Source organism: Streptomyces sp. AHA2, assembly GCF_036857595.1.
Lineage (GTDB): Bacteria > Actinomycetota > Actinomycetes > Streptomycetales > Streptomycetaceae > Streptomyces.
The window spans coordinates 173,854-194,212 of record NZ_JAUQWJ010000003.1 but is presented as its reverse complement, the minus strand read 5'-3'; the positions used below and the strand labels follow the sequence as shown (position 1 = coordinate 194,212).

Here is a 20,359-nt window from a genome sequence, read left to right as displayed (position 1 = left end):
TGGCCTCAGGACGCCGACACGTCCAGAGCGCGCAACAGGTCCGCCACCAGATCCTCCGGGTCCTCGGCACCCACCGACAGACGGATGAAGCCTTCCGGCACCGCGTCCCCGCCCCAGCGCCCGCGCCGCTCCGCCGAGGAGCGCACCCCGCCGAAGCTCGTCGCGTCGTCCACGATCCGCAGTGCCTCGAGAAAGCGGTCGGCCCGCTCGCGCGAGGGCAGGGTGAAGGACACCACGGAGCCGAAGCGCCGCATCTGCTGCGCGGCGATCCTGTGCGAGGGGTCGTCGGGCAGGCCGGGGTAGCGCAGCCCGGTCACCTCGGGGCGGTCACGGAGCGCTTCCGCGACCGTCAGGGCCGTCGCGCACTGCCGGTCGACACGCATCTGCAGGGTCGAGATCGACCGATGAGCGAGCCAGGCCTCCATCGGGCCGGGGATCGCACCGACGATCTTGCGCCACCGGCGTACCGCGGACATGGCCTCGGGGTCGCGGCCGACGACGTACCCCAGCAGGACGTCACCGTGTCCGGTGAGCTGCTTGGTGCCGCTGGCCACCGCGAAGTCGGCGCCCAGCTCCAGCGGGCGCTGGCCGAGCGGGGTCGCCAGGGTGTTGTCGACGGCCACGAGCGCACCACGCGCGTGTGCCGCCTCGGCGAGCCGCCTGACGTCACACACGTCGAGCCCGGGGTTCGAAGGAGTCTCGATCCACAGCAGCTTTGCGCCGTCGAGCACGCCGAGCTGGGCGTCACCGCCGGTCGGGGCGGTACGCACCTCGATGCCGTACGCCTCCAGCTGGGCGCGCACCAGGGGCAGGGCCTGGTATCCGTCGTCGGGCAGGACGCACACGTCGCCGGTGCGCAGCTGGGAGAAGAGCACAGCCGAGATCGCGGCCATACCCGAGGCGAAGACGAGTGTCTCGGCACCGGCGGCCCCGGGCGCCTCCAGCTCACCGATGGCGCGCTCCAGCAGCGTCCAGGTCGGGTTCTCGTCGCGGCCGTAGGTGTAGGGGCCGGTGGGGTCGCCCGGCAGGTGGAAGTGGGCGGCGAAGACGGGGCCGGGCAGGGTGGGCTCGTGCTTCACCGGCTCGGGCAGCCCGGCCCGTACCGCACGCGTGCCGTCCCCGGCACCCGTGTGACCCGCAGCGGATTCGTTCATGCCGCTCTTCCCTCCATGTCCTCGCGCACTGCGGCGAGCAGACCGTCGCTCGCCGCCTCCACCATCTCAAGGCACTCCTCGAAGCCGTCCGCACCCCCGTAGTAAGGATCGGGAACGTCGAGGTCGTCGCCGGCGGCGGGGTCGTACGAGCGCAGCAGCCGCACCTTCCGCGCGTCCTGTTCCGTCGGTGCCAGGCGGCGCAGCGCCGCCAGGTGGCCGGAGTCCAGCGCGATCACCAGGTCGAGGCGGGAGAACCACGACGGCCGGAACTGCCGGGCCGTGTGGCCGGTGGCGTAACCGTTCTCCGCCAGGACGACCGCGGTGCGCGGGTCGGCGGCCTCGCCCTCGTGCCAGCCGCCCGTGCCGGCGCTGTCGACCACCACCTCGCCGTCCAGCCCGGCGTCCGCCACCCGCGCGCGGAAGACGATCTCGGCCATCGGGGAGCGGCAGATGTTGCCCGTGCAGACGAAGCAGACGCGGTACGTCATGCCGCTCAGTCCCCGTCCGGCAGGACGACGTTCAGCGCCCAGGAGACGACCGAGATGATCAGGCCGCCCAGGACGGCGGTCCAGAAGCCCTCCACGTGGAAGCTGAGGTCCAACACGCCGGCCAGCCACGAGGTCAGCAGCAGCATCAGCGCGTTGACGACCAGCGTGAACAGGCCCAGCGTCAGGATCAGCAGGGGTAGGCTCAACAGCTTCACGACCGGCTTGACCAGGAAGTTCACCAGGCCGAAGAGCAGCGCCACGACGATCAGCGTGCCGATCTCCTTGGCCGTGCTGTCACCGGTCAGGGTGATCTTGTCGAGCAGCCACACCGCGACGGCCAGGGCGCCCGCGTTGGCGATCGTCTTGACTAGGAAATTCTTCATGTGTCTGATCGTGGCAGACGTGATCGGACATGGGCACAAGAGGCAGGGGCGGACAAGGCGATGAAGGCATTCCGGCTGGACGAACTGGAGGCGGAGCGGGCCGCCAACGAGGGCGCCTACCTGCAGTTCCTTCGGGAACAGAACATGTCGGTCGGCCTGTACGCACTCGACGCGGGGGAGCAGGACCCGCAGAAACCGCACAACCAGGACGAGGTCTACTTCATCGTGAGCGGCCGCGCCTCGATCACCGTCGGCCTGGAGACGACCCAGGTGGCGCGCGGCAGCGTCGTCTACGTACCGGCGGGCGTGGCCCACAAGTTCCACCACATCACCGAGGACCTGAGGGTTCTGGTGGTCTTCTCCCCGCCCGAGAGCTGACACGGCGCCTCGGGGTTCCCTAGGGGTTCGGTCAGGGGCAGACGAGGGGTGCCAGGCCCCCGCCGGGCCCCTGGCGGACCTAGCATCGAGTGCAGGACAGCAAAGATCCGCACAACCGACAGGACCCGGCACTCGAACGGGCGGAGAGGCAAGGACGAGGGCGATGCGAGAGATCTTCGCGGGACTGCCGTGGTGGGTGAAGTGGGTCGCGGTGCCGGTCATCGCCCTGGTCGTGTTCGGCGGACTGATCGCCAGCGTGGTCGGCTTCGTCATCGGACTGCTCTTCAAGCTGCTGGTCTTCGTCGCCCTGGTCGGCGGACTGATCTACGTCGTACGGAAGTTCACCTCGAGTTCGTCCTCACGCAGCGACTGGTGAGACCGGTGGGACACCCGTGGGGGGTAGGAGGAAACGGCTGGAACCACCGGTTCCCTCGGGCGGGGGAAGTTTCCCGGCTGGGCAGTCTGCGCGCGGTGACGGGCGAATAGAGTCCGGAACTCGACGCGGGGACAACCCCGCGAGCGGCCCCCACCCGTGTATCCCGCACGGTCTCCCCCTCGCGCTCCGGGAGTGACCCTTGGTCCCCGCCGACACCGCAACCGTCCACCTGCACGCGGTCCCCGCGCAACCACGCTCGGCGGCGTCCGTCCCGCCGCTGCCGCCCGCCGCCACGCCGGGGACGCTCATCGGGTCCGTGCAGCGCGCGATGCGCCTGCTGGAGACCGTCGCACGGCACGAGTACGGCGCCCCGGCCAAGCAGCTGGCCCGCGAGACCGGGCTCGCCCTGCCCACGACGTACCACCTGCTGCGGACCCTGGTGCACGAGGGATACCTGCACCGGGACAAAGGACTGTTCTTCCTCGGTGAGGCAGCCGAGCGGCTGAGCAGCAGCGGGGCGCGGCAGAAACGTCGCAGCACGGTGGTGGACGCGCTCGCGCACTGGCGGGACACCCTCGGCGTGCCCGTGTACTACGCGGTCTACCGCGAGGGCGAGATCGAGGTCATGTGCGTCTCGGACTCCCCCGGCACCCCGGCGGTGGAGGAGTGGGCCGGCTTCCGCGAGACGGGCCACGCGCACGCCATCGGGCAGTGCCTGCTGTCCCAGCTCGACGAGGAGGCCCGCCGTGACCACCTCGACCGCTATCCCGTGCAGGCGCTCACGCCGTACACGGTGCGCGACAGCCACAGCCTGCTGAGGCGGCTGGAGCGGATCCGGCGGATGGAACCGGTGACCGAACGCCAGGAGTACGCCCTCGGCGCGGTGTGCGCGGCGATCCCCCTCACCCTGGGCGATACGGCCGCGACCGTCGCCATCTCGCTGCCGGCCCACCAGGAGCACCGCCTGCTGCCCGCGGCCCGGCAACTGCAGACCGAGATCGGCCGGATGCTCGGCTCGCTGGCGCTCTCTATCAGTATGTGAAAACTCACTCCTTGTGATCTGCTGTGTACGTTCAGCAAGATTCCTCCCAGTGTCAGAGGTTCGTACCCGGCCAGTCGACGGCGAATGACGGGGTTATCGATGCGCGAGTCCGTACAGGCAGAGGTCATGATGAGCTTTCTCGTGTCCGAGGAGCTCTCGTTCCGCATTCCGGTGGAATTGCGCTATGAGACCAGTGATCCCTATGCCGTCCGGCTGACGTTCCATTTGCCGGGCGATGCCCCGGTCACCTGGGCTTTCGGGCGGGAGCTGCTGATCGACGGGGTCGGCCGGCCCTGCGGGGAGGGCGACGTGCGGGTCACACCCGTCGAACCCGACGCGCTGGGCGAGGTGCTGATCCGTCTTCAGGTGGGCAGCGACCAGGCGCTGTTCCGCTCCTCGACGGCCCCGCTGGTGGCCTTCCTCGACCGCACCGACAAGCTGGTGCCGTTGGGGCAGGAGGGCTCGCTCGCGGACTTCGACGCCCATCTCGACGAGGCGCTGGACCGCATCCTCGCCGAACAGGGCGCCGGTTGACCGACCGTCCGCGCGGAACGGTGGAGTAACGCTTCACCGGGGTTCGCCGGGCAGTACGGGAACGCTTTTTCGAGGTGTCCGTGGTCACGGGAGGGGGCGAAGGGGTGCCGCCGCCGGTGAGGCCCCCGCAAGGAGGGCGCACTCGGCATCCCGGCAGGGGGCGCGTCAGCGCTTGCGGCGTCGGCCCCTGCCCCCGCGCGCCGGTGCCGCCGCGGCCTCCGCCGCGGGTTTCGATCCCGGGCGGTCGGCCGAGACGACCAGCGCCGCCAGAGCCGTGGTGACCGGCACCGAGGCGACCAGACCGATCGAGCCGACCAGCGTGCGCACGATCTCCTCGGCGACCAGCTCGCTGTTCGCGACCGTCCCCACACTGCTCTGCGCGATGGAGAACAGCAGCAGCAGCGGCAGCGCGGCACCCGCATAGGCGAGGACGAGGGTGTTGACCACCGACGCGATGTGGTCACGGCCGATCCGGATGCCGGCGCGGTACAGCCCGCGCCAGCCCATCGTCGGGTTGGCCTCGTGCAACTCCCAGACCGCGGAGGTCTGGGTGACCGTCACGTCGTCCAGCACGCCGAGCGAACCGATGATGACGCCGGCGAGCAGCAGACCGCTCATGTCGATCGTCGGGTAGAGGCCGTGGATGAGGCCGGTGTTGTCGTCGGTGTTGCCGGTCAGGGCGGCCCAGTCGATGAACACCGAGCCCAGGACGCCGATCAGCAGCAGCGAGATGAGGGTCCCCAGCACGGCCACGGAGGTCCGCGCGGACAGGCCGTGGCACAGGTACAGGGCGATGAGCATGATCGCGCTCGCGCCCACCACCGCCACCAGCAGCGGGTTCGAACCCTGCAGGATCGCGGGCAGGATGAAGAAGTTCAGCACCATGAAGCTGATGGCCAGCGAGATGAGGGCCATGAGACCCCGCAGCCGCCCGACGATCACCACGGCGACCGCGAAGATGCCGGCGAGCAGGCTCAGGGGCAGCCGGCGGTCGACGTCCGTGACCGAGTACTGCAGGTCCTTCGGCGCGGACGGCTCGTAGGCGACCACCACCCCCTGGCCCTCACTCAACTGGCGTGACTGGTCGGGCTGGACGATCTCCGTGAACGTGCGGCCCTTGTCCTGGCCGGTGTCGACCCGGATCGTCGCCCGCTTGCAGGTGCCCTTCTCCTGCTGCACCGCGGAGGAACCCTCGGCGGTGGAGGTGTCGCCGGTCGGCGGGACTCCCTGCGCCCCGGCCTCCTTGCAGCTCACCTCCACGACCTTGGTGACCGTGGCCTGCTGGGTCTGCCGGTCGAACCCGACGCCCGTGCGCTCGTGCGGCGGCGCACCACCCGGCCAGAGCACGGCCAGGCCGACCAGTACGGCCGCCGCGAACGGGATCAGGACCGCGGCGATGACCTTGCGCAGATGCTGCGAGACGGGTGCGGCCGGTCCGTGGCCGTGTGAGTGCCCGTGTCCGCCGCCCGGAACGGAACCGGAGCCGTGACCGCCGTGACCGCTGTCACCGCCCCCGTGGCCACGTCCGCTGCCGTGCCCATCGCCACCGCCGTGCCCGCCGCCGTGGCGCCCATCGCCACCGCCGTGCCCGCCGCCGTGGCGCCCATCGCCGCTGCCGTGCCCGCCGCCGTGGCCGTGTCCACCGGGGTGGCCGCTGCCGTGGCCTCCGCCGTGGTCGTGGCCGCCCTGGCCCTGGCCGCTTCCGGGACCGTCCCCGTAGCCGTGACGGGAGCCCGGGCCCTGTCCGCTGCCGGGTACGACCCCTGGCCGCCGCTCATCGCCCGGCCCGTGCCCGAAGGCACCGGACGGACCGTGCCCCTGCCACTCACCCGCCGCGGACCCCGGCCGCTGAGCCGGGGCGGAACCGCGCCCCTGCCCCACGTCCGGCCCGTGGCCGGCGCCTGCGGCGAAGTCGTGGTCGTCTCCCCGGCCCCGGCCGTTGCCGTTGTTGTTTCCGGCGCTTTTGCCGGGGCCGCGAGGCGGCTCGGGCGGTGGGTGAGGGGAGCGATGCGTGGTGGTCACCGACCGATCATCGCAAGAACGAGGGGGGCCCTCTGGTCACCGCGCCAGAATTGCCGCTAGCGTGGAGTCACCTTTTGTACACGCGGGAGCTCGGAGCACCGGGCTGAGAGGGCGCTGACCTCCGTCCCAGCGATGTTTCACATGAAACATCACCGAAGTCGAGTGATGTTTCCCACGGAACGTCGGAGGACGGAAGCCGCTGCGTCGACCGCCGAACCTGTTACCGGGTAATGCCGGCGTAGGGAGTAGGTCTCATGACCAACAAGGACGCACGCACGCCTGCCTCCGTTCAGGACGCACAGTCCGCGGAGGCCGGGAAGTCCATCGGCTGGCACAAGGCGTACATCGAGGGCAGTCGCCCCGACCTGCGCGTGCCGGTCCGTCAGGTGCACCTCACCAACGGGCGTTCGGTCACGCTGTACGACACGTCCGGTCCGTACACCGACCCGCTCGTCGACACCGACGTCCGCAGGGGCCTGGCGCCGCTGCGCGAGAACTGGATCGTCGCCCGCGGCGACACCGAGGAGTACGCGGGCCGCCCCGTCCGTCCCGAGGACGACGGCATCAAGCACACCTCGCCGCGCGGCGGCCTCCGCAACCTCGACGCCGTCTTCCCCGGACGCCCGCGCCAGCCGCGCCGCAGCCGGGACGGCAAGGCGGTCACGCAGCTCGCGTACGCGCAGCGAGGCGAGATCACACCGGAGATGGAGTACGTGGCCCTCCGGGAGAACGTCGCTCCCGAGGTCGTGCGGGACGAGATCGCGGCGGGCCGTGCGGTTCTGCCGGCCAACGTCAACCACCCGGAGATCGAGCCGATGATCATCGGCAAGAGGTTCCTGGTGAAGGTCAACGCCAACATCGGCAACTCCGCCGTGACGTCCTCCATCGAGGAGGAGGTCGAGAAGATGACCTGGGCGACCCGCTGGGGCGCCGACACGGTCATGGATCTGTCCACCGGCCGCAACATCCACACCACGCGCGAGTGGGTGCTGCGCAACTCCCCCGTCCCCATCGGCACGGTGCCTCTCTACCAGGCCCTGGAGAAGGTCGACGGCCGGGCCGAGGAACTGACCTGGGAGATTTACAAGGACACGGTCATAGAGCAGGCCGAACAGGGCGTGGATTACATGACCGTGCACGCGGGCGTGCGCCTCGCCTATGTGCCGCTCACCGCGAACCGGAAGACCGGCATCGTCTCCCGCGGCGGCTCGATCATGGCCGCCTGGTGCCTCGCGCACCACAAGGAGTCGTTCCTGTACGAGAACTTCGAGGAGCTGTGCGAGATCCTCGCCGCGTACGACGTCACGTACTCCCTCGGCGACGGCCTGCGGCCCGGTTCCATCGCGGACGCCAATGACGAGGCGCAGTTCGCGGAGTTGAGGACGCTCGGGGAACTCAACCGGATCGCGAAGCGTTTCCACGTACAGACCATGATCGAGGGCCCGGGCCACGTCCCGATGCACAAGATCAAGGAGAACATCGACCTCCAGCAGGAGATCTGCGATGAAGCCCCGTTCTATACGCTCGGCCCGCTGACCACCGACGTCGCGCCCGCGTACGACCACATCACCTCCGGCATCGGTGCCGCGATGATCGCCTGGTGGGGCACGGCGATGCTGTGTTACGTCACGCCCAAGGAGCACCTGGGCCTGCCGAACCGCGACGACGTGAAGACCGGCGTCATCACGTACAAGATCGCCGCGCACGCGGCCGACCTCGCCAAGGGTCACCCGGGTGCGCAGGAGTGGGACGACGCCCTGTCCGACGCCCGCTTCGAGTTCCGCTGGGAGGACCAGTTCAACCTGGCCCTCGATCCGGACACGGCGCGGGAGTTCCACGACGAGACGCTCCCCGCGGAACCGGCCAAGACGGCCCACTTCTGCTCTATGTGCGGTCCGAAGTTCTGCAGCATGAAGATTAGCCAAAGCATCACGGAGCGGTTCGGTGGTGCGGTGGCTGAGGGAGCCTCGTCCGAGGAGATCGCCGAGGGGATGCTCCAGAAGTCGAAGGAGTTCGCCGAGGCAGGGAACCGGGTGTACCTGCCGATCGCGGACTGACAGGGCAGCGGGGCAGATCCAAGGACCTGCCCCGCACCCCACACTCTACTTTGGTCTTCCATGTGCTCTGTTGATCAGCTTCCAGCCCTGCCCCGGCACTTCGGCGCAGGCTCAGGAAGGCATCCGCAGAGAAGTCGACCTACGTGCCCCTAGGAGCCGCTTTTAGGTGGACTTGGTGGTGATTCCCGCAGAGCGGAACGTCGTCTGTGCCGGGCAGAAGACCTGCGACCAGCCACTGGTACGCCAGCGAGGAGCCTCGAAGGTGACAACGCCGCCACCGTCCCAGCGAGTGCAGTCGACGGCAGCCTTGTAATGGCCGCCGTTGCTCTTGGTGCACTTGGCCATCGCACCGTTTTCGAAGTTGCTCTGATAGGTGCAGCCCGACGGATGTGCCTCCGCCCCCGTGGGCGCTGCGGAGGCTGCCCCAGGGAAGGCGAGTGCGAAGGCAGCTGCTACGCCACCCGCGGCGATGAACGACCACTTCCTCATTGTTGTAGATCCCTTCACTGAAGTGTAATTGCGGGGTGCGTCATACGGGGTGCTGACATCCATTCAGGGTGCCCTCTAGTTGTGACGAGTTGTGACGCCGGCGGACACAGTTCTAGTCGAACCCTGGCAATAGGCCCTGGAGTGCGAGCCATTATTGCGCCAGTCACCCTCGAAGAACTTGATTTTGCCGGTATCTGTGTCCTTGCACATTGCTGAGGCACGGTAATGGCCACCATTCGACTTGCTGCACCGCGCCACAGTCATCTTTGAGTCAACGACCTCGTACGAGCACCCCTCTGGATGCGCCTGTGCCGCTGCTGAGGCCGTTGCGGGCACCGAGAGCATGAGGCCGAACATTGCGGATCCTGCAAGGATAATCCTCGTTGTCGTACGCACTCAAATCCCCGCCCTTCCGGAATTCTGTTCCTCTACGTTGGGTTGACGTGATCAACCTAGGAGTGAATTGAAGAGTGTGTCAATGGAGATCCAGAAGTTGAGGATAATTTGAGGGTCTCTGTGTGTGCGATGGAATTGAGCCAATGGCGCAAATGTATTGCAGTGACGAGAAGTGTCGCCACGGATCCCTGTCCTGGTTTCTTGCGGCGATGATATGTAGGAGACCAGTTGGAGAAAGGCGTCCACATGTCATCTTGTGTTTCCCAGCGCGTGCACAGGCGGCGGGAGCCGTCGATCTAGGACGCTGCATGCCATCGCCTATCGCACGAGCAAGTGCGCCTTGGGTACGGTCATGGTCGTGTCCGGCACACGTCGGGTTGGTCACCCGTATGCGTGCGCCGGTTGATCGCGCGCGACTAGGGGAGCTGGGACGGGCATGGCGCTTGACCCTGCTCGATCGCAAGAGGGGTTCACATCGACGAGGGCCGCGCAGGTGATGAGCGCGGCATGCCGGGCGGCTGGATTGGACGACAGTGGGTCAGAGCTGATCCGTCTGGGAGAGAACGCGCTCTTCCGCCTGGACGCTGAGCCAGTCATCGTACGGGTGGCGCGAGGAGAGCCGTGGCTGCCCAAGGCTCGTGTCGAGGTGGCCGTCTCACAGTGGTTGGCTGAGGAAGGGTTCCCTGCCGCGCGCCTGGTCGACGGCTTGAGCAGCCGTTCCTGATCGTGGCCACCCGGTGACGTTCTGGTGGCTCATCGTCGAGGCAACCGCCCGGACCTGCACTCCATGACGTTGCCCGCTGGCCTGGAGCTGCCTTCGTTCAACCCCTTCGATAAGCAGGAACTGCGGATCAGCCAGGCAGCGATCCCGGAAGATGACAGGGTCTTCCTCCGTAAGCGGTGGAGTGAGCTGCGTGACCAGTTCGAGGGCTTGCGGTTCGAGACACCCAAGGGGCCGGTGCACGGCGATGCTCACGTCCAGAACCTCATGGTGAACGACCACGGAGGTGAACGACCAGGAAGAAGTCATCCTGATCGACTTCGAGGCATTCTGCTTCGATCATCCTGAGTGGGACCTAATGGTTACGGCCACGGAGCACCACAGCCTGCGGTGGCAGACCGACGAGCAGTACGCCGACTTCGTGCAGGCGTACGGGCGAGACCTGCACGACTGGCACGGCTACGACACGCTCCGGCGGCTCCAAGAGTTCGGCATGACCACGTGGCTGATGCAGAACGTGCGGGAGGACGAGGAGACGGCAGCCGAGTACCGCCAGCGCATCGCTGGCTTGCGGAACGATGATGCGCCGCGCGACTGGCGTCCTTGCTAGCTGTTACTCGTCCTCGTCCAGACGGGCGAGCGCTTCGTTCACCTGCTCATTGAAGGCCACGACGGCCGGGTTGGCCGCGTACGCACTGACCTCCGCCTGAAAGTCGGTCACGTAGCGCTGGAAGGGGGAGGACTGGAGGGAGTCGCCGCCGTCCACGGCAAGACTGGCTGTGGTGGCGGCCTCCAGCTCTCCGCTCAGTAGCTGGCTTTGTGCGAGCACCTGCGACAGAAACCGAGGGTGCGGGCGTACTGCGGATCGGTGCTGTCCATAGCGCGCTGTGCGTGCTCGACCGCCTCACGGTGCATCCTTAGATCGCGGAAGCAGTGGCAGAACTCGCCCAAGAGTTCCGCGTCGTCGAAGTAGCTCAACCACGGCGGGTCATCGGCACTGTCAGCGCGCTCGAAGTGGCGCTGAGATTGGGTCATGGCGACTGACGCCCCGGTTCGATCCCCCGCGTTGGAGAGCGCCCGGGCCTCCATAGCCCAGTAGTTCGCCATGGCACGTGGGGTTGCCCGGCCCTTGGCGCCCTCGACTGCGGCGCGGGCTAGCTGGATGGCCTGGGTGTGGTGGCCGAGATAGTTCGCCTGGTGGTTGAGGTTGCCGAGGATGCGGGCCCCGAACATGCGGTCGTCGATGACCTGGGACAGTCGCAGTGTCGACGTGAGATAGCGGTGAGCGAGCCCGGTGGTTACCGGAGTCGTATGCGGTCCAAGCGAGCAACTGGGAGACCTCGGCGGCGGCGCCGAACAACGCCGTGCCTACCTTCTCGCTGTAGCTGGCGCTGAGCAGGGGCAGGACCTCATGGCGGAAGTAGTGACGTAGTGCCTTGTGGCCGTGGCCTCCGCCGTACTTGAAGTCGAGTTGCATGAAGGTCGCGGCGGCGTCCCTGATTGCCCGGACGTCGCGCATGCCGACCCGCTGCTGAGCGGGCCTGTCGGACTGGATGCCGTCCGGGCGCGCGATCATCCACGACAGGACGGCGGGGCTGAGATCTGAGTCCGAGACAATCAGTTGCTCGGATACGACGGTGTCGGCCCGTTCCTGGGCGAGTCCATCCAGCATCGACAGCACGTCGGGGACGGTACTGGGATAGCCGAGCGGTTCCGGAGTGGCCGGCCGCGTGTGATCGAAGAAGCCGAGATCGCCGGGAGTGATGCGGCGGCCGAATTTGACGCTCAGCACGTCGGCCATGAGTGCCGCTGAGCGAGATCGAGGAGGGCATGGCCCAGAAGTCGAAGGAGTTCGCGGCGAGCGGGAACAGGGTGTACCTGCCGATCGCGGACTGACCCGCGCTGGGATCGCCGAGGCCCGGGCGGTCGTGTTCGCCCGGGCGGGTGCCCGGTTCACGCTTCCCCCGTGGCCTCGTCGCCCGGGGGAGCGCGGATCGCCGGGCGCTCGCCGGGGGGCGGGCGCCCGGCGCTAGTCCGGCTGGTGCTCCGGGCCTCCGAAGTCCGGGCTGGTGTAGTCCGGGCTGCTGAAGCTCGGCCGTGAGCCGCGGCTGCCGTCGCCCGGGCTGGAGAAGCCCGGGCGGTCGTACCCGAGATGCGGCATGCGGCTGACCGGCGCCGAGGGTGAGGGGTGGTGCAGCGCGGCGGCCGATCCGGGGTCGGCGAGCGCCTCCCGCAGGAACGGCAGGATGCCCCGCTCCATCAGGGCTTCGCGCCACTCCTCCCTGGCCCGGTCGACCTCTCTGCGCAACTCGCCGTACGGGCCCGTCTCGGCGGTCGGCTTGTTGCGCAGGGCGGTGAGCAGCAGGCCCACCGCGGCGACCAGGATGGCGACCGCGGTCACGGCGCCGAAGACCCACCCGGTGGTGAGCATGGTCCGGGCGAACCCCTGCTCGGGATCGAGCATCTGCAGGACGTAGCCGACGAGCAGGAAGATCGCGGCGGCGGTGCCGGCCAGGACGGGGGCGAGGACGGCGACGACGGCGACGGCGCCCGCGCCGGCGGTCTCCGCGGCGACCTCGCCCACGGAGGCCGCGAGTCCCGCCCCTCCGCCGGCCGGTTCGGTCGACCCGGTGCCGCGCACGGACGAGGAGGCGGACGGCGCGGGCTGGCGGAGTTCGTCACGGACCTTGACGTAGTGCTGGTACTCGGCCGACGCGGCGGCCGTGATGAGCGCGGTGGCGTTCAGCGCCATGGTGCGCAGCTGCTCGGAGTTGAGCCGCTGTCCGACAGCGGACAGTTCCGGACGGTGTGGGGCGGAGCGCAGCGCCTCATCGAGGATCCGCTCGTATTCCTGGCGGTCCTCGCTCAGCAGGTGCTGCGGAACGCTGTTCATGTGCATCCCCCGATGCTCCGTAGGGCTTGGGGCTCGGCATGCTGACGAGCCGTCGGGCAGAAACGGAGGGGAGCCTGCTACGGATAAGCCGATGGTAGAGCGGTGACGGTGTGCGGTGACAGGGGGTTTACCGAAATTGGCCCCTCGGCGGCAAGGGCCCCGGAGCGGCCGTTGCCGCACCGGTCAAGGCTCAGGTGGCCAGGGGCAGTTGCTGGACCAGCAGTTTCCCGGCCATCGTCACGCCGCCGTCCATCGCGATGGCCAGCCCGTCGGCGTAGACGTGCGGACCCTCGACGACGGGGTCGGTGGCCTCGTCGTCCTCCTCGGAGCCCGCCTCGCCCAGCAGGTACGGGATCGGGCTGTGGCCGTGGACGATGCGGGTGCCGCCGTACGTGTCGAGCAGGGAGCGCACGGCGTCGGCGCCGCCCTCGTCGCGGAACGAGAACCGCTTGGTGAACTTGCGGAACAGATCCCAGACCTCGTCCGCGTCGTTGCGCGTGAGCGTCTCGCGGACGGTGTCGTTGACCTCTTCGATGGAACGGCCGTAGTCGAGGTAGGCGGTGGTGTCGGAGTGCACGAGCAGGTGTCCGTCCACCTCCTCGACGGCGTCCAGGCGGGCCATCCACTGCAGGTGGTGATCCTGGAGGCGGTCCATGTCGGTCTTCTGGCCGCCGTTGAGCAGCCAGGCCGCCTGGAAGGTGGCGGTGCCCGCGCCGGAGTTGACGGGGGTGTCGCCGAACCGCTTCGCGCCGAGCAGCAGCAGTTCGTGGTTGCCCATCAGCGCCTTGCAGTACCCGCCGGCCGCGGCGGCCTCGGCGGACAGCCGCATGACCAGGTCGATCACGCCGATGCCGTCCGGGCCGCGGTCGGTGAAGTCGCCCAGGAACCACAGCCGGGCGGTGCCCGCGCACCAGTTGCCGGCGGCGTCGAGCAGGCCCTTCTCCTGGAGGGCGGCCACCAGCTGGTCGAGGTAGCCGTGGACGTCGCCCACGACGTACAGCGGGCCCTGCCCGGTGGTGGACTGCGGGGCGGCGGCGGTTTCGGGTTCGACGGTCACCTGGACAGTGTCGCCCCGGTTCACGACGGGAAGGTCGCGCTGGGTCGGCGTGTAGCCCTCGGGATAGGTCTCCGCGGGCGGCGGGGCGACCTCGCCGGGGTGGACGCCGTGGACGTACGGACCGGTCTCGTGGACGTACGCGGGCACCCGGAAGTCGCGCAACGTCGCCGTCCGCTCCACCTCGGGTCCCTGACCGGCCCCCTGAGTCATCGACCCCTCCACCATCGCGCCGCATCTGCACCGCATCGGACTGCCTGGTCGTAGCGGTCCGCCGGTGTCGTGGGCCCATCATAGGAATGCGGATCGCGCCGTGTGATGACCCAGGGGTGGTGAATCAGAGCAAGACTCCGGTTCGCCGCGGCTTTCGCCCCGATTGCGCCGGGCTTCGACCACCGTGCGACCGTCCTCGCGCTTGTTCTCTTCGCGAGAACGATCCCTTCTCTCCGGGGGACCGGCCCCGTTTCTCCTCAGGAGGCCGACCCTCCGTCACCCGGGAGCGGGAGCTCACGTCTCCTCGGGTGACCGCGGCGGGCTGACCGTCGTGCGTGGCGGCCGCCGCTGGGACGACGTGCGCACGATCAGCTCCGTCGGTATCACCTGCTCCACCGGGTGCTCCGACTCGACGCCCTCGATGGCGTCGATCAGCAACTGCACGACCGCCGTACCGATGCGCCGCGGCTTCAGGGAGAGCGTGGTGATCGGTGGTTCGGTGTTCGCGTAGACGGTGGACTCGCTGCAGCAGACGAGCAGCAGGTCTTCGGGGACGCGCAGGCCGTAGCGCCGGGCGGCGGCGAGCAGGTCGGTGCCGTTGGGGTCGAACAGTCCGTAGACCGCGTCGGGCCGGTCGGGCCGGGCGAGCAGCCGGTCGGCGGCGACGGCGCCGGCACACGGATCGTGCGCCGGGTAGGCCTCGTAGACCGGGTCCTGGCCGACGCGCTCGCACCAGCGCAGATACGCGCTGGTCGACAGGTGGGTGTACGTGTCCGTGCTCGTGCCGGTCAGCAGGCCGATGCGGCGGGCGCCGGCGTCGGCCAGGTGGTCGAGGATGCCGAGCACGGCGGCCTCGTGGTCGTTGTCGACCCAGGCCGTGACGGGCAGCGCTCCGGCCGGACGGCCGTCGGACACGACGGGCAGGCCCTGCCGGACGAGCTCGCTGACGACCGGGTCCTGGTCGGAGGGGTCGATGACGACCGTGCCGTCCAGGGCGACGTTCGACCACACGTCGTGCCGGGAGGTCGCGGGCAGGATGACGAGGGCGTAACCGCGGGCCAGTGCCGCGGAGGTGGCGGCCCGGGCCATCTCGGCGAAGTACGCGAACTCGGTGAAGGTGAAAGGTTCATCCCCGTACGTGGTCACGGTCAGGCCGATGAGCCCCGACTTGCCGGTGCGGAGGGTCCGGGCGGCGGCCGAGGGCCGGTAGCCCAGCCGGTCGGCGACCTCGCGGACATGGCGCCGGGTGGCGTCCGGGAGCCGGCCCTTTCCGTTGAGGGCGTCGGAGACGGTCGTGATGGAGACTCCGGCGGCGGCGGCCACGTCTCTGATACCCGCCCGACCCGGCCGGCTGCCTCGCCGTGAGGTTTCCGCGCGGCTCACCTGGTGCTTCCCTGCTGCTGTCATGGCGAGCCGATAGTAGGGCTCATGTGGTGGGGTAGGGCGGACGCATATGCACGCGTTGACAGACACGTTTCTGCATGATCGTTAAGGGTCAATTGCCTACGAAGTAAAGGGTGTTGAGCGCTCTCATGGCAGTACGTGACGTGGTGGCGCGTGCGTACCTGCCCCGTGGTGGATGTTGCGAAGAGGTCTCAACTCACCTGCACGGGTGACGCGCGCCAGGGCGTGCACCACCGGCGCATAGATATATGTGCGGCGCGCCCCCGGATTCGTACGCCTTCATGCATCGATGCCCTTGTTGCCGGTGGGACGCGGGGTGCCGGCGGCGGTCGCTTCGCCGTGGCTATACGCAGCGACGCCGAATCCTCATAAGGTGAGGAGTATTGGATGTCGGCGGCGGTCATGGGCCGCCGGTCTTCACGAGGAGGACTGCGGTGAGCGAGACGAGCCCCAAGCTGCGCGCCGAGCTGGAGGGGATCCCCACCTACAAGCCGGGCAAGCCCGCGGCGGCCGGCGGACCGGTGGCCTACAAGCTGTCCTCCAACGAGAACCCCTACCCGCCGCTGCCGGGCGTGCTGGAGTCCGTGACGGCGGCGGCCTGCAACTTCAACCGCTACCCGGACATGGCTTGCACGGCACTGATGAGCGAGCTGTCCGAGCGGTTCGGCGTGCCCCTGTCCCACCTGGCCACCGGCACCGGGTCGGTCGGCGTCGCGCAGCAGCTGATCCAGGCCACCTCCGGCCCGGGCGACGAGGTGATCTACGCCTGGCGCTCCTTCGAGGCGTACCCGATCATCACGCAGATCAGCGGCGCGACCTCGGTGCAGGTGCCGCTGACCTCCGGCGATGTGCATGACCTCGACGCGATGGCGGACGCCATCACGGACCGGACCCGGCTGATCTTCGTCTGCAACCCCAACAACCCGACGGGCACGGTCGTGCGGCGAGCGGAGCTGGAGCGCTTCCTCGACCGGGTCCCCGGCGACGTGCTGGTGGTGCTCGACGAGGCCTACCGCGAGTTCATCCGCGACCCCGAGGTGCCGGACGGCATCGAGCTGTACCGGGACCGGCCCAACGTCTGTGTCCTGCGGACCTTCTCCAAGGCGTACGGTCTGGCCGGCCTGCGGGTGGGGTTCGCCGTCGCCCACGAGCCGGTGGCCGCGGCCCTGCGCAAGACGGCGGTGCCGTTCGGAGTCAGCCAGCTCGCGCAGGAGGCGGCGATCGCCTCGCTGCGGGCCGAGGACGAACTGTTCGGCCGGGTCGGCTCACTGGTGTGCGAGCGCACGCGCGTGGTCGACGGGCTGCGAGCCCAGGGCTGGACGGTGCCGGAGACCCAGGCCAACTTCGTGTGGCTGCGGCTGGGGGAGCGCACGGTCGGCTTCGCGGAGGCCTGTGAGCAGGCGGGCGTGGTGGTCCGGCCGTTCCCGGGCGAGGGTGTGCGGGTGACGGTCGGCGAGGCCGAGGCGAACGACATCTTCCTGAAGGTGGCGGAAGGGTTTCGCAAGGAGCTCTGAAAGCCGGGGCTTCGGGAGCCGGGGCTCGGGAGCGGTCCGGACTGCCTTCGAGAGCATGTCGGACTCCGAGGGTCTCCGAGGGCTTTGAAGGCCTCTGCAGGATCGGAGAGCCGAGCTGAGAAGCTCTGAGACCTGTGAGGTTCCGCCCGTCCGGGCAGGACACCGGTGGGAGCCGGTCGGCGTCAGTCGTCGGCCGGTTCCACGCGTATCGGGTCGCCGTCGCGCACGGTGGCGAGCAGCCGGGGATCGCCGTCGACACGGCCGAGGACGTTGCACGGGCCGGCAAGGCGGCATTCGTCGCCCTGGGAGATCGGCGTGGGCCCGTAGGGGAGTGCCAGTGCGTCGCCGTCCGTCCAGAAGGCGACCGTGCCCGGGTCGACCACCTCGCGGGCGCCTGTTTCACGTGAAACCGACACCCCCGTGTCGAAGTACACCTCCTCGCCCCAGGTCCGGGCGGTGGAGACGAGAGGCAGTGCCTTGCCGAGGGCCTGCGCGGTCGGGGTGTCGTCGAGGGTTGCGGTGAGGTGCCCGGAGGGCCAGGAGATCCGGGTCGGCGTCTGTATCTGCATGCGGCGATTCAACATTATGTTGAAGCCCCGGCCAAGGGTTGACGAGCGTCACACAGGACCCCCTCCAATCCTCGAAAGTGCGTGCTGCATAATGGCTTGTGAATGTGAACGCTTTCACAAGCGTAGGTAAGGAGCGGCGACGTGGATCTGGCTCTGGCGCCGGAGACCCTGGCGCGATGGCAGTTCGGGATCACCACCGTCTACCACTTTCTGTTCGTTCCCCTGACGATCTCACTGGCCGCGCTGACGGCCGGCCTGCAGACCGCCTGGGTGCGGACGGAGAAGGAGAAGTACCTCCGGGCGACCAAGTTCTGGGGGAAGCTCTTCCTGATCAACATCGCGATGGGCGTGGTGACGGGCATCGTGCAGGAGTTCCAGTTCGGCATGAACTGGTCCGACTACTCGCGCTTCGTCGGTGACGTCTTCGGTGCTCCACTGGCCTTCGAGGCCCTCATCGCGTTCTTCTTCGAGTCGACCTTCATCGGCCTGTGGATCTTCGGCTGGGACAAGCTGCCGAAGAAGATCCATCTGGCTTGCATATGGATGGTCTCGATCGGCACGCTGCTGTCGGCGTACTTCATCCTGGCCGCCAACTCCTGGATGCAGCACCCGGTCGGCTACCGCATCAACGAGACCAAGGGCCGGGCCGAACTCACCGACTTCTGGCTGGTGCTGACCCAGAACACCGCCCTGAATCAGGTCTTCCACAGCTTCGCGGCGGCCTTCCTGACCGGTGGCGCCTTCATGGTGGGCATCGCCGCCTTCCACCTGCTGCGCAAGAAGCACATCCCGGTCATGCGGACCTCGCTCCGGCTCGGGCTCGTCACCGTCGCGGTCGGCGGCCTGCTCACCGCGGTCAGCGGGGACACCCTGGGCAAGGTCATGTACGAACAGCAGCCGATGAAGATGGCCGCCGCCGAGGCGCTGTGGGACGGCGAGAGGCCGGCGCCCTTCTCGGTGTTCGCGTACGGGGACGTGGACGAGGGCCACAACAAGGTCGCCCTGGAGATCCCCGGCTTGCTCTCCTTCCTGGCCCACAGCGACTTCGAGTCGTACGTGCCGGGCATCAACGACACCAACAAGGCGCTTCAGGAGAAGTTCGGCCCCGGTGACTACAAGCCCATCGTCCCCGTCGCCTACTGGGGCTTCCGCTGGATGATCGGCTTCGGCATGGCGTCGTTCTCCCTCGGCCTGCTGGGACTGTGGCTCACCCGCAAGAAGTTCCTGCTGCCGGCCGCCTGGCGCACCGGTGACGACGAGGTGCCGCACCTGGTGCTGTTCCGCAAGCCGCTGCAGCCGCGTCTCACCCGCCTGTACTGGCTGGCGGCGGTCTGGACGATGGCCTTCCCGCTGATCGCCAACTCCTGGGGCTGGATCTTCACCGAGATGGGCCGCCAGCCGTGGGTCGTCTACGGCCTGTTCCAGACGCGTGACGCGGTCTCCCCCGGCGTCTCCCAGGCCGAGGTCCTCACCTCGATGATCGTCTTCACGACGCTGTACGCCGTCCTCGCCGTGATCGAGGTCAAGCTGCTCGTGAAGTACGTCAAGGCCGGGCCGCCCGAACTGACCGAGGCCGACCTCAACCCGCCCACGAAGATCGGCGGCGACCTCCGTGACGCCGACAAGCCGATGGCCTTCTCGTACTAGGCCGAGGGAGCTGCACAGTCATGGAACTGCACGACGTCTGGTTCGTCCTGATCGCCGTCCTGTGGACCGGCTACTTCTTCCTGGAGGGCTTCGACTTCGGGGTCGGCGTGCTCACCCGGCTGCTGGCCCGCAACCGGCCCGAGAAGCGAGTGCTGATCAACACCATCGGGCCCGTCTGGGACGGCAACGAGGTGTGGCTGCTCACCGCGGGCGGCGCGACCTTCGCCGCCTTCCCCGAGTGGTACGCCACGCTCTTCTCCGGGTTCTACCTGCCCCTGCTGCTGATCCTGGTCTGCCTGATCGTCCGGGGCGTGGCCTTCGAGTACCGGGTGAAGCGTCCCGAGGAGAACTGGCAGCGCAACTGGGAGACGGCGATCTTCTGGACCTCGCTCGTCCCGGCCTTCCTGTGGGGGGTGGCCTTCGGCAACATCGTGCGGGGCGTGAAGATCGACCGGGACTTCAACTACACCGGCGGGGTCCTGGACCTGCTCAACCCGTACGCCCTGCTGGGCGGTCTGGTCACCCTGGCGCTGTTCACCTTCCACGGGACGGTGTTCGTCGGCCTCAAGACCGTCGGGGAGATCCGCGAGCGGGCGCGGACGCTGGCGCTGCGGGTCGGTGCGGCCACCGCCGTGCTGGCACTGGCCTTCCTGCTGTGGACGCAGGCCGACCGTGGTGACGGGGCGTCGCTGGTCGCGCTGGCCGTGGCCGTGGCAGCACTGGTCGCGGCGCTGGGTGCCGCGCGTGCCGGGCGTGAGGGCTGGGCATTCGCCCTGTCGGGCATGACCATCGTCGCCACGGTGGCGATGCTGTTCCTGACGCTGTTCCCGAACGTCATGCCCTCGACCCTGAACCCGGACTGGAGCCTGACGGTCACCAACGCCTCGTCCAGCCCCTACACGCTGAAGATCATGACCTGGTGCGCCGGGGTCGCCACGCCGGTGGTCCTGCTCTACCAGAGCTGGACGTACTGGGTCTTCCGCAAGCGGATCGGCACCCAGCACATCGCCGATCCCGTGCACTGA

General features: G+C 68.7%; 20 protein-coding genes and 1 pseudogene. 11 read left to right on the top strand and 10 right to left on the bottom strand.

Going from position 1 to position 20,359, the window contains the following annotated elements; genetic code table 11:
- Positions 1-5: 5 nt before the first annotated feature.
- The 3 genes from Q5694_RS08190 to Q5694_RS08180 are packed head-to-tail and all read right to left on the bottom strand — an operon-like array spanning position 6 to position 2,025.
- On the bottom strand, positions 6-1,154 hold the full coding sequence (locus Q5694_RS08190) for a cystathionine gamma-lyase (protein WP_333931728.1): 1,149 nt from the start codon (positions 1,152-1,154) through the stop codon (positions 6-8).
- On the bottom strand, positions 1,151-1,642 hold the full coding sequence (locus Q5694_RS08185) for a low molecular weight protein-tyrosine-phosphatase (protein ID WP_333931726.1): 492 nt from the start codon (positions 1,640-1,642) through the stop codon (positions 1,151-1,153). The genes Q5694_RS08190 and Q5694_RS08185 overlap by 4 nt, the downstream gene beginning before the upstream one ends.
- Before the next feature lie 5 nt (positions 1,643-1,647).
- Positions 1,648-2,025 (bottom strand): phage holin family protein, encoded by a 378-nt coding sequence (locus tag Q5694_RS08180; protein WP_333931724.1) that lies wholly within the window; start codon positions 2,023-2,025, stop codon positions 1,648-1,650.
- 60 nt (positions 2,026-2,085) lie between these two features.
- Between Q5694_RS08180 and Q5694_RS08175 the strand changes: the two genes are divergently transcribed.
- The 4 genes from Q5694_RS08175 to Q5694_RS08160 all read left to right on the top strand — a co-directional run bounded on the left by Q5694_RS08175 (position 2,086) and on the right by Q5694_RS08160 (position 4,355).
- Positions 2,086-2,403, top strand: a complete 318-nt coding sequence (locus Q5694_RS08175) for a cupin domain-containing protein (protein WP_333931723.1) — start codon at positions 2,086-2,088, stop codon at positions 2,401-2,403.
- Between the two features lie 163 nt (positions 2,404-2,566).
- Positions 2,567-2,779: a DUF5326 family protein gene (locus Q5694_RS08170; RefSeq protein ID WP_333931721.1), complete on the top strand. Its 213-nt coding sequence runs from the start codon at positions 2,567-2,569 to the stop codon at positions 2,777-2,779.
- 328 nt (positions 2,780-3,107) lie between these two features.
- Positions 3,108-3,821, top strand: coding sequence for an IclR family transcriptional regulator (locus Q5694_RS08165; RefSeq protein WP_443040843.1), 714 nt, complete (start codon positions 3,108-3,110; stop codon positions 3,819-3,821).
- A 99-nt stretch (positions 3,822-3,920) separates the two neighbouring features.
- Positions 3,921-4,355, top strand: a complete 435-nt coding sequence (locus Q5694_RS08160; RefSeq protein ID WP_031115219.1) for an SsgA family sporulation/cell division regulator — start codon at positions 3,921-3,923, stop codon at positions 4,353-4,355.
- A gap of 165 nt (positions 4,356-4,520) precedes the next feature.
- Here the strand turns inward: Q5694_RS08160 and Q5694_RS08155 are convergent, their stop codons facing one another.
- Positions 4,521-6,377: a YibE/F family protein gene (locus Q5694_RS08155; RefSeq protein ID WP_333931719.1), complete on the bottom strand. Its 1,857-nt coding sequence runs from the start codon at positions 6,375-6,377 to the stop codon at positions 4,521-4,523.
- Positions 6,378-6,631: 254 nt separating this feature from the next.
- Here Q5694_RS08155 and thiC point away from each other — a divergent pair, with 254 nt between their 5' ends.
- The 3 genes from thiC to Q5694_RS08140 all read left to right on the top strand — a co-directional run bounded on the left by thiC (position 6,632) and on the right by Q5694_RS08140 (position 10,650).
- On the top strand, positions 6,632-8,434 hold the full coding sequence (gene thiC / locus Q5694_RS08150; protein WP_333931717.1) for a phosphomethylpyrimidine synthase ThiC: 1,803 nt from the start codon (positions 6,632-6,634) through the stop codon (positions 8,432-8,434).
- 1,672 nt (positions 8,435-10,106) lie between these two features.
- Positions 10,107-10,388, top strand: a complete 282-nt coding sequence (locus Q5694_RS08145) for a phosphotransferase (RefSeq protein WP_333931716.1) — start codon at positions 10,107-10,109, stop codon at positions 10,386-10,388.
- Positions 10,327-10,650 carry a hypothetical protein gene (locus tag Q5694_RS08140; protein WP_333931714.1) on the top strand — a complete coding sequence of 108 codons (324 nt, stop codon included), beginning with the start codon at positions 10,327-10,329 and terminating at the stop codon, positions 10,648-10,650. Before Q5694_RS08145 ends, Q5694_RS08140 begins: the two co-directional genes overlap by 62 nt.
- 3 nt (positions 10,651-10,653) lie before the next feature.
- Here Q5694_RS08140 and Q5694_RS08135 read toward each other — a convergent pair whose 3' ends face one another.
- Both Q5694_RS08135 and Q5694_RS08130 read right to left on the bottom strand, forming a co-directional pair.
- A complete protein-coding gene (locus Q5694_RS08135; RefSeq protein WP_333931712.1) occupies positions 10,654-10,869 on the bottom strand; it encodes a hypothetical protein in 216 nt (71 codons plus the stop codon).
- Positions 10,845-11,273: a hypothetical protein gene (locus Q5694_RS08130; protein ID WP_333931710.1), complete on the bottom strand. Its 429-nt coding sequence runs from the start codon at positions 11,271-11,273 to the stop codon at positions 10,845-10,847. Before Q5694_RS08130 ends, Q5694_RS08135 begins: the two co-directional genes overlap by 25 nt.
- Before the next feature lie 582 nt (positions 11,274-11,855).
- On the opposite strand from Q5694_RS08130, the pseudogene Q5694_RS34795 reads away from it, so the two are divergent.
- Positions 11,856-11,936 (top strand): annotated as a pseudogene (locus Q5694_RS34795) (thiamine biosynthesis protein ThiC); the annotation flags it as partial.
- Positions 11,937-12,069: 133 nt separating this feature from the next.
- Here Q5694_RS34795 and Q5694_RS08125 read toward each other — a convergent pair.
- From Q5694_RS08125 to Q5694_RS08115, 3 genes are all read right to left on the bottom strand, one after another.
- Positions 12,070-12,939 (bottom strand): hypothetical protein, encoded by an 870-nt coding sequence (locus Q5694_RS08125; protein ID WP_333931709.1) that lies wholly within the window; start codon positions 12,937-12,939, stop codon positions 12,070-12,072.
- 184 nt (positions 12,940-13,123) lie between these two features.
- Complete coding sequence (locus Q5694_RS08120) at positions 13,124-14,215, bottom strand: metallophosphoesterase family protein (protein ID WP_333931708.1); 1,092 nt, start codon at positions 14,213-14,215, stop codon at positions 13,124-13,126.
- Between the two features lie 279 nt (positions 14,216-14,494).
- Positions 14,495-15,607 (bottom strand): LacI family DNA-binding transcriptional regulator, encoded by a 1,113-nt coding sequence (locus tag Q5694_RS08115; protein WP_333931707.1) that lies wholly within the window; start codon positions 15,605-15,607, stop codon positions 14,495-14,497.
- A 431-nt stretch (positions 15,608-16,038) separates the two neighbouring features.
- Here Q5694_RS08115 and hisC point away from each other — a divergent pair, with 431 nt between their 5' ends.
- On the top strand, positions 16,039-17,118 hold the full coding sequence (hisC, locus tag Q5694_RS08110) for a histidinol-phosphate transaminase (RefSeq protein ID WP_333931706.1): 1,080 nt from the start codon (positions 16,039-16,041) through the stop codon (positions 17,116-17,118).
- A 182-nt stretch (positions 17,119-17,300) separates the two neighbouring features.
- On the opposite strand, the gene Q5694_RS08105 is transcribed toward hisC, so the two are convergent.
- Positions 17,301-17,687, bottom strand: coding sequence for a cyclophilin-like fold protein (locus Q5694_RS08105; protein ID WP_333931705.1), 387 nt, complete (start codon positions 17,685-17,687; stop codon positions 17,301-17,303).
- Positions 17,688-17,828: 141 nt separating this feature from the next.
- Between Q5694_RS08105 and Q5694_RS08100 the strand changes: the two genes are divergently transcribed.
- Both Q5694_RS08100 and cydB read left to right on the top strand, forming a co-directional pair.
- Complete coding sequence (locus tag Q5694_RS08100; RefSeq protein ID WP_333931704.1) at positions 17,829-19,334, top strand: cytochrome ubiquinol oxidase subunit I; 1,506 nt, start codon at positions 17,829-17,831, stop codon at positions 19,332-19,334.
- 20 nt (positions 19,335-19,354) lie between these two features.
- Positions 19,355-20,359 (top strand): cytochrome d ubiquinol oxidase subunit II, encoded by a 1,005-nt coding sequence (gene cydB, locus Q5694_RS08095; RefSeq protein ID WP_333931703.1) that lies wholly within the window; start codon positions 19,355-19,357, stop codon positions 20,357-20,359.

Bases quoted from the DNA above. Each gene is read 5' to 3' on its own strand.
- Q5694_RS08190 (WP_333931728.1), bottom strand. From the start codon at position 1,154: ATGAACGAATCCGCTGCGGGTCACACGGGTGCCGGGGACGGCACGCGT.
- Q5694_RS08185 (WP_333931726.1), bottom strand. From the start codon at position 1,642: ATGACGTACCGCGTCTGCTTCGTCTGCACGGGCAACATCTGCCGCTCC.
- Q5694_RS08180 (WP_333931724.1), bottom strand. From the start codon at position 2,025: ATGAAGAATTTCCTAGTCAAGACGATCGCCAACGCGGGCGCCCTGGCC.
- Q5694_RS08175 (WP_333931723.1), top strand. From the start codon at position 2,086: ATGAAGGCATTCCGGCTGGACGAACTGGAGGCGGAGCGGGCCGCCAAC.
- Q5694_RS08170 (WP_333931721.1), top strand. From the start codon at position 2,567: ATGCGAGAGATCTTCGCGGGACTGCCGTGGTGGGTGAAGTGGGTCGCG.
- Q5694_RS08165 (WP_443040843.1), top strand. From the start codon at position 3,108: ATGCGCCTGCTGGAGACCGTCGCACGGCACGAGTACGGCGCCCCGGCC.
- Q5694_RS08160 (WP_031115219.1), top strand. From the start codon at position 3,921: ATGCGCGAGTCCGTACAGGCAGAGGTCATGATGAGCTTTCTCGTGTCC.
- thiC (WP_333931717.1), top strand. From the start codon at position 6,632: ATGACCAACAAGGACGCACGCACGCCTGCCTCCGTTCAGGACGCACAG.
- Q5694_RS08145 (WP_333931716.1), top strand. From the start codon at position 10,107: ATGACGTTGCCCGCTGGCCTGGAGCTGCCTTCGTTCAACCCCTTCGAT.
- Q5694_RS08130 (WP_333931710.1), bottom strand. From the start codon at position 11,273: ATGTTCGGGGCCCGCATCCTCGGCAACCTCAACCACCAGGCGAACTAT.
- Q5694_RS08125 (WP_333931709.1), bottom strand. From the start codon at position 12,939: ATGCACATGAACAGCGTTCCGCAGCACCTGCTGAGCGAGGACCGCCAG.
- Q5694_RS08120 (WP_333931708.1), bottom strand. From the start codon at position 14,215: ATGGTGGAGGGGTCGATGACTCAGGGGGCCGGTCAGGGACCCGAGGTG.
- Q5694_RS08115 (WP_333931707.1), bottom strand. From the start codon at position 15,607: ATGACAGCAGCAGGGAAGCACCAGGTGAGCCGCGCGGAAACCTCACGG.
- Q5694_RS08105 (WP_333931705.1), bottom strand. From the start codon at position 17,687: ATGCAGATACAGACGCCGACCCGGATCTCCTGGCCCTCCGGGCACCTC.
- cydB (WP_333931703.1), top strand. From the start codon at position 19,355: ATGGAACTGCACGACGTCTGGTTCGTCCTGATCGCCGTCCTGTGGACC.